The organism is Roseisolibacter sp. H3M3-2 (assembly GCF_029211165.1).
Lineage (GTDB): Bacteria > Gemmatimonadota > Gemmatimonadetes > Gemmatimonadales > Gemmatimonadaceae > Roseisolibacter.
This window is the reverse complement of the sequence record NZ_JARGEK010000228.1, coordinates 1-7,952: the sequence shown is the minus strand read 5'-3', so window position 1 is coordinate 7,952 and position 7,952 is coordinate 1. Positions and strand designations below refer to the sequence as shown.

The window sequence follows — 7,952 nt, the reverse complement described above, 5'->3', positions numbered from 1 at the left end:
TCGCGCACGGTGGCGCGCGGCGCCGGCGGCGGGGCGCTCGAGGTGCGCGCCGTGCCGGCGGGGGACGCGCTGCTGGTGACCGTCGGCGCCGCCGACGAGGACCCGCTCGACCGCGAGGCGGCGGCGACGCTCGACCGGCTCCCCGACGTGGTGCTGCGCTACGACCGCGACGGCGTGGTGCGCTACGTCAACGCGGCGATCGAGGCGGCGACCGGGCGCCCGCCCGCGCACTTCCTCGGCCGCCCCGCCGCCGAGGCCGAGGTCGACCCCGCGATCTCGGCGCGCTTCGCCGAGGCGCGGGCGCACGTGTTCGCGACCGGCGAGGCGGCGACGTTCGCGATCGCGCGGCGCGGCCCCGACGGGGCGGCGCGGCACGTCGAGTACCGCATGCTCCCCGAGCGCGCGTCGTGCGGCACCGTGGCGACGGCGGTGGCCATCGGGCGCGACGTCACCGAGCAGGTGGCGCTGCACGACGCGCTGCGCGAGAGCGAGCGGCGGCTGGCGACGCTGCTCGCCAACATCCCCGGCATCGCCTACCGCGTGCGCGAGGACGCGGCGTGGAGCGCGGAGTTCGTGAGCGAGGGGACGCTCGCGCTCACCGGGCACCCGGCGGCGGCGTTCGGGCCCGGGGGCGGGGTGACGTTCGAGGCGCTGATCCACCCCGACGACCGCGCGCGGGTGCGCGCCGCGATCGGCGCCCGCCTCGACGCGGGCGAGCCGTTCCAGGTGACGTACCGGATGCGGCGCGCCGACGGCGGCGAGCGGTGGGTGTGGGAGCACGGGCGCGAGGTGCCGGGCGCCGGCGGGGGCGGCCCGCGCGTGCTCGAGGGGCTGATCGTCGACGTCACCGACCGCGAGGAGGCGCGGCGGGCGCTGGAGGCGGAGCGCGCGCGGCTCGAGGAGTCGCAGCGGCTGGCGCACGTCGGCAGCTGGGAGTGGGACCTGCGCACCGACGCGGTCACCTGGTCGGACGAGCTGTACCGCATCGCCGGGCTGCCGCGCGACGTGCCGCCGACGCTCGACCGGTTCGCGGCGCTCGTGCACCCCGAGGACCTCGACCGCGTGCTGGCGACGCTGCGCGAGGGGATGTCCACCGGCCGCACGGTGGAGCTGGAGCACCGCATCGCGCGCCCCGACGAGGCGGCGGTGACGGTGTACGTGCGGGCGCGCATGGTGACCGACGCGACGGGGCGCGTGGTGCGCCTGGTGGGCTCGGTGCAGGACGTCACCGAGCACCGCGCGGCGCAGGCGGCGCTGCGGCTGTCGCAGGAGCAGCAGGTGGCGCTGCTGCAGAACATCCCCGACGCCGCGTGGCTGAAGGACGTGCACGGGCGCTACGTCGCGCTCAACGAGGCGGCGTGGCGCGCGCGCGGCCTCGGCGCCGCCGAGGTGCTGGGGCGCACGGCGGCCGACATCTTCGCCCCCGAGGTGGTGGCGGGGCGGCTGGCGCACGACCGCGCGGTGCTGGAGTCGGGGCGGCCGCTGATGATCGAGCACCGCGAGACGGGCCCCGACGGCGCGCCGCGGTGGTACGAGACGGTCAAGGCGCCGTACTACGACGCCGACGGCGCGGTGGCGGGGACGGTCGGGATCGCGCGCGACATCACCGAGCGGCGGCGGCTGGAGGAGCAGCTGCGCCACTCGCAGAAGATGGACGCCCTCGGGCTGCTGGCCGGGAGCGTGGCGCACGACTTCAACAACCTGCTGAGCGCGATCATCGGCGGCGCCGAGCTGGCGCGCCTCGAGGCGCCCGACGGGACGCAGCTGGCGCGCGACCTCGACGACGTGCGCAGCGCGGCGCAGCGCGGCGCGCAGCTGACGCGGCAGCTGCTGGCGTTCAGCCGCACGCAGGTGAGCCAGCCGCGCCGCCTCGACCTGCGCGACGTGGTGCGCGACAGCGCCAAGCTGCTGCGCCGCCTCCTCCCCGACGACGTCGGGCTCGACCTCGCGGTGGAGGGCGACCCGGTGGTGGCGCAGGCCGACCCGGGGCAGCTGGAGCAGGTGCTGATGAACCTCGTCGTCAACGCGCGCGACGCGGTGCTGGCGGCGCGCGAGCGCGTCGACGGCGACGCCCGCGCCGAGCGCGCCGACGTGGTGACGCTGGGGGTCGAGCGGCTGGCGCTGCGCGCCGGCGACGCGCGGCTGGCGCGCCCCGCCGGCGCGCCGCTCCCCGCCGGGACGTACGCGGCGCTGGTGGTGCGCGACACCGGCGCCGGGATGGACGCCGACACGCGGGCGCGGATCTTCGAGCCGTTCTTCACGACCAAGCCGCAGGGGCGCGGCACCGGGCTCGGGCTGGCGACGGTGCTGGCGATCGTCGCGCAGGGGGGCGGCACGGTGCACGCCGAGAGCGCGCCCGACGCCGGCGCGACCTTCACCGTCCTCCTCCCGCCGGCCAAGGGGGGCGCCGAGGTGGTGACGGCGGGGACGCGCCCGTCGCTCCCCGGCGGGACCGAGACGGTGCTGCTGGTCGAGGACGAGGCGGTGGTGCGCGAGACGGCGACGCGGCTGCTGCAGCGCTACGGCTACCGCGTGCTCGCCACGCGCCACGGCGGCGACGCGCTGCTGGCGTGGGCGGAGCACCGCGAGGCGGTGGCGCTGCTCATCACCGACCTGCGCATGCCGGCGATGGACGGGCCGACGCTGGTGGCGCGGCTGCGCGCCGAGCGCCCGGGGCTGCCCGTCCTGGTCATGTCGGGCTACTCGCTGGGGCGCGACGAGGCGGAGCGGGCGCTGCTGGAGGACGCGCACTACCTGGCCAAGCCGTTCACCGCCGACACGCTGCTGCCGCGCGTGCGGGCGGCGCTCGACGGGGCGCCGACGGCGACCTCCGGGGCCGCGGCGGGGTAGCACACGGGTGTCGCGCACCCTCGTCATCGTCGAGTCGCCCAACAAGGCGAAGAAGCTCACCGCGTTCCTCGGCCCCGGCTACGTCGTGAAGGCGTCGTTCGGGCACGTGGCCGACCTGCCGCCCAAGGACTACGGCGTCGACCTCGAGACGCTGGAGGAGAAGTACGTCCTGCGCGGGCGGGGCGCCGACGTGGTGAAGCAGCTGAGGGCCGCCGTGCAGGGGGGCGGCTACGACCGCGTGCTGCTGGCGTCGGACCCCGACCGCGAGGGGGAGGCGATCGCCTGGCACCTGGCGCGGCAGCTCAAGCTCCCGGCGCGCGCCGCGTCGCGCATCGAGTTCCGCGAGATCACGGCGGCCGCGGTGCGCGCCGCGGTCGCGGCGCCGCGTCCGGTGGACCTGCGCCGCGTGGACGCGCAGCGCTCGCGCCGCGTGCTCGACCGCATCGTCGGCTTCGACTGCTCGAAGGAGATCTGCTGGCCCGCCGGCGCGCAGTCGGCGGGGCGCTGCCAGACGCCGGCGCTCCACATCCTGTGCGAGCGCGAGCGCGAGATCCTGGCGTTCGCGGCGCGCACGTACTGGACGCTGGAGGCGACGTACGCCGAGGGGTTCCAGGCGTTCGTGCCGGCCGATGCCAAGGAGAGCAAGGAGCCGGCGGCCGAGGGCGAGGAGAACGCCGAGCGCACGGGGCGGCTGGTGCCGCGCCAGTTCGCGTCGCGCGAGGAGGCGGAGGCGGTGCTCGCCGAGGCGCGGCGGCACGCCCACGTGGTGCGCACCGTCGAGGGGCGCCGCACCGAGCGCCGCCCGCCGCCGCCGTACACAACCTCGACGCTGCAGCAGGACGCCAGCCGGAAGCTGCGCCTGTCGGCCAAGCAGGCGATGGACGCCGCGCAGGCGCTGTTCGAGGCGGGGCTGATCACCTACCACCGCACCGACTCGACGCGCGTCTCGGACGAGGCGGCGGACATGGCGCGCGCGTACCTGCAGGCGCACCACCCGGAGACGCTCCCCGAGCGCGCGCCGCGCGCGCGCGGCAAGGCGGGGGCGCAGGACGCGCACGAGGCGGTCCGCCCGACCGCGCTGCAGGGGGCGGAGGCGCCGCCGCCGCAGGCCGCGAAGCTGTACGCGATGATCCGCGCGCGCTTCCTGGCGTCGCAGGCGAAGCCCGCCGTGGTCGACCGCACGACGGTGTGGGTGGACAGCGGCCCGGTGGCGTGGGTCGCCGAGGGGGCGGTGCTGCGCGAGCCGGGGTTCCTGGTGTTCTGGGGGCCGTACGTCCGGCAGGAGGACGTCGAGCTGCCGCCGCTGCGCGCGGGGCAGGTCGTGACGCCCACGGACCTCGTCGTGCACCAGAAGGAGACGACGCCCCCGCCCCGCTACGACCAGGGCGCGCTGATCAAGAAGCTGGAGACCTCGGGGATCGGGCGCCCCGCGACGTTCGCGGGGATCATCGACACGCTGCTCAAGCGCGACTATGTGCGCGAGACGACCGGCGGCAAGGGGAAGAAGCTCCTCCAGCCGACCGAGTTCGGGATGCAGGTGGACGGGCTGCTGACGCACACCTTCGCCGACCTCGTCACCGAGGGGTACACGGCCGAGATGGAGGCGCGCCTCGACGCGATCGAGCGCGGCGACGCGACGCGCCCCGAGTACCTGCGCGCCTGGTACCACGGCTTCCGCGCCGCGATGGGGCGCGCGCAGACGCTGGGCGCCGAGTACCGCGCGGCGCACGGGCTGCGGTCGCGCGGCCCGCGCGGCGGCGGGGGCGCGGCCGAGGACACGACGACGCCGTGCGACCGCTGCGGCGAGGCGAACTACCGGAAGGTCGCGCGGAAGGGGGGCAAGGGGAGCTTCCTCGCCTGCCCGTCGTGCCGCATGACGCGCGACGTGCGCGCGCCGGTGAAGCCCGGCGGGTGCCCGACGTGCGGCTCGGCGCTGATCCGCAAGAAGATCGGGAAGCGCGACCCGTTCTGGGGGTGCGTGCGCTACGGCGCGGCGGAGCGCCCGTGCACCTACGCCGACTGGAGCGCGGCGGCGCAGGAGCCGAAGCCGGAGCGCAAGCCGAGGAAGGGCCCGACGCCGGCGCGCGTGGTGGCGGCGCGCCCCGCGACGCGCGACGCGACGACGCGCTTATGTCCCCGGTGCGCGGTGAGCACGCTGGACGTGGTCACGCCGGCCGACGGCGCGCCGTACTGGGCGTGCGCGGACCGCGCGTGCAGCTTCGCGCTTCCCGTCGGCGCGCGGCGGCGGGCGACGCCGTGCGAGGCGTGCGGCGGGATGGTGGTCCAGCGCGGGGACCGGTGGCAGTGCGCGCGGTGTGACCTGATCAGACACGGATGAACACGGAAACCGGGGGAGGGACTGCAGCCTTCAGTCTCTCCCCCGGTTTCCGTGTTCATCCGTGTCTGCCGTTCACCGCAGCGCCCTGATCGGCGCGACGCGGGTGGCCCGTCCCGGGCCGTGTGTGCGCGCGTGCCGGCGGCTCACGGCGCGACGCTGGCGCAGATCGCCCAGACGCGCAGCTCGCGGTCGCTCAGCGTGTTGTTGAAGGCCCGGACCGTCCACTGGTTGAAGCCGCCCGAGACGTTCGTCGAGGGGAACGACGCGAAGATCGTGTTCTGCGGAGCGCCGGTGGCATCGCTCACTCGGATCGTGAAGTCGCCGCCGCCGCCCAGCACGCGCTTGCCCGTGGGGCACGTGGCGACGACGGTGCCGTTTCGCGCGGTGGTCGTCAGGGTCCCGGTGGCGAGGATCACTTCCAGCCCCGACACGCCGTTCGCCCCGGCCGGTCCGACCGGACCCGTGGGACCCGTGGGACCCGTGGGCCCGACCGGACCCGCAGGGCCCACCGGACCGGTGGGTCCCGCAGGCCCCACGGGGCCTTCTGGTCCGGCGGGGCCAGTGGCGCCCGTGGGGCCAGCGGGGCCAGCGGGGCCAGCGGGGCCAGCGGGACCAGCGGGGCCCGTGATGGAGAAGCTGAACGGAATGTGGTCCTTCGACGCGCACGCCTCGCGCGTGTCCGTCGTCTTGATGCGGTACATCGTCCCGCTCCCGGGGACGTAGCAGGCGAAGAGGGTGCCGGGATCGGGCACCGACTGCGCCGACGCGGGTCGGCCGAGGGCACCCAGCGACAGCAGCGCGGCGGCGGTGGACAGCGCGAGGCGTGCGGGCAGGGCGGTTCGTTGGCGCATCGCAGACGTCCTCCGATCAGGGCGTGGGGACTTCGCGACCGGTCAACGTCGCCTCGAGGTCGAGGCGGAGCGCGGCGACGTCGGCCAGCAGCGCCGCAGGCGCGGACCGGTGCAGCTCATCGAGGGCGAGTACCACCTCGCGCGTCGCGACCACGCGCAGCCGCGCGTCGGGGGCGGCCTGCAGGCGCGCGAGCGCGCCGCGCAGCGCCGCGCCGCGCGCGCCGAGCGCGGGGACCAGACGGGCCTGCGCATCATCGAGCGCGGCGTCGGGCGACGCCCGAGCGGAGGACACGTCGACCAGATGCGCGACGTCGGCAAGCCGATCCGACGCCGGGGCGTCGCCGGGAGCCAGCGGCGCGCTCCCATCACATCCGGCGGCGGCGGCCAGGGCGAGCGCACCGGCCAGTCTGGAGACGAAACGCGGAGACATCCGAGCATCTCCCGCGAGAAGGCACGGCGATGGCGCGCCGTACGGTCGCGGGACCGACCACGCTGCCGCGACATTGGCTAGAGTGCGGACGTCCGGTGCATCCGTCAATACGCCGCGAGCGTGAAGCGTCCGACAGGATCGCCGCAGGCGCAAGGCCGTCCGACCTGCGTGGACACGGATGGACACGGAAACCGGGGGAAAGGCTCGAGCCTGGAGTCTCTCCCCCGGTTTCCGTGTCCATCCGTGTCTGCCGTTCAGCGCAGCGTGCCGATTGGATCGACCCGCGTGGCGCGCAGCACCGGCCCCGCCAGCGCGAGCGCCGCGCACACCGCGAGCAGCAGGACCGCCGCTCCCACGGCCAGCGGGTCGAACGCGCCGACGCCGTAGAGGAGCCCGCGCACGAGGCGCGACACGAGCACCACGCCGAGCGCGCCGCCGGCGAGGCCGAGCGCCATCCACGCGCCGCCCTGGCGGAGCACGAGCGCCGCGATCCCCGACGGCCGGGCGCCGAGCGCCACGCGGACGCCGAACTCGCGCTCGCGCGCCGCCGCCATCGCCGCGAACATCGCGTAGACGCCCACCGACGCCAGCACCAGCGCCAGCGCGCCGAACGCCGACATCAGCAGCACGGGCAGCCGGCGCCCGGACAGGTCGGCGTCGATGATCGCGGCCATCGGCGTCGCGTCGCGCAGCGGGACGCGCGGGTCGACCGCGGCCACCGCCCGGCGCAGCGGCGCGACCAGGGCGGCCGGGTCGCCGGCGGTGCGCACCAGCACGACCGGGCCGATCCACGGCGACTGCCGCATCGGGAGGTAGATGGCCGGGTACGGGTCGGCGCGGCCGGCGTCGCTGGCGACGTCGCCGACGACGCCCACGACCTCGAGCCACGGCGCCTCGTCGCCGCCGAAGCGCAGGCGCTTCCCCACCGCGTCGGCGCCCGGCCAGTGCCGGCGCGCGAGCCGCTCGCTCACCACCACGACCGGCGGCCCGTCGGGGGCGTCCTGCGGGCCGAAGACGCGCCCGGCGCGCAGCGCCACGCCGAGCGTGCGGAAGTAGTCGTCGGTGACCGTCATGAAGAGCGCCGAGGGCTGCGCCTCCCCCGCCCGGCGCGTCGCCCCCTCGACCGCGAAGCCGTTGCGGTTCATGACGCGCGTCGGCAGCTCGCCGGTGGACGCCGCCGCGGCGACGCCGGGGATGGCGCGCAGCCGCTGCTCCAGCTGCTCGATGAAGCGCACGCGCGCGGCCGGGTCGTCGTAGCCGCCGCCCGGCGGGAGCTGCACCGTCGCCGTCAGCACGCCCGCCGGGGAGAAGCCGAGCGGCGCGGCGGCCAGCGCGAGGAGGCTGCGCGTGAGGAGCCCCGCGCCGGCGAGCAGCGACACGCAGAGCGCGATCTGCCCCGCCACCAGCAGCCCGCGCAGGCGCCCGGAGCGCCGCCCCTCGCTGGCGCCGCGCCCCTCCTCGCGCAGCGTGCGCTGCACGTCGC

General features: G+C 76.7%; 5 protein-coding genes. 2 read left to right on the top strand and 3 right to left on the bottom strand.

The window, feature by feature from the left end:
• Window positions 1–2,850, top strand: a 2,850-nt coding sequence (locus PYV61_RS16855) for a PAS domain-containing protein (protein WP_275833712.1), incomplete at its 5' end; no start/stop codon positions are given.
• A gap of 7 nt (window positions 2,851–2,857) precedes the next feature.
• Window positions 2,858–5,188, top strand: a complete 2,331-nt coding sequence (topA, locus tag PYV61_RS16850; protein WP_275833710.1) for a type I DNA topoisomerase — start codon at window positions 2,858–2,860, stop codon at window positions 5,186–5,188.
• Window positions 5,189–5,331: 143 nt separating this feature from the next.
• On the opposite strand, the gene PYV61_RS16845 is transcribed toward topA, so the two are convergent.
• The 3 genes from PYV61_RS16845 to PYV61_RS16835 form a co-directional block, all read right to left on the bottom strand.
• Window positions 5,332–5,619, bottom strand: a complete 288-nt coding sequence (locus PYV61_RS16845; protein ID WP_275833708.1) for a hypothetical protein — start codon at window positions 5,617–5,619, stop codon at window positions 5,332–5,334.
• Between the two features lie 436 nt (window positions 5,620–6,055).
• Complete coding sequence (locus tag PYV61_RS16840; RefSeq protein ID WP_275833706.1) at window positions 6,056–6,655, bottom strand: hypothetical protein; 600 nt, start codon at window positions 6,653–6,655, stop codon at window positions 6,056–6,058.
• Window positions 6,656–6,723: 68 nt separating this feature from the next.
• A partial coding sequence (locus PYV61_RS16835; RefSeq protein WP_275833704.1) for an ABC transporter permease occupies window positions 6,724–7,952 on the bottom strand: 1,229 nt, incomplete at its 5' end.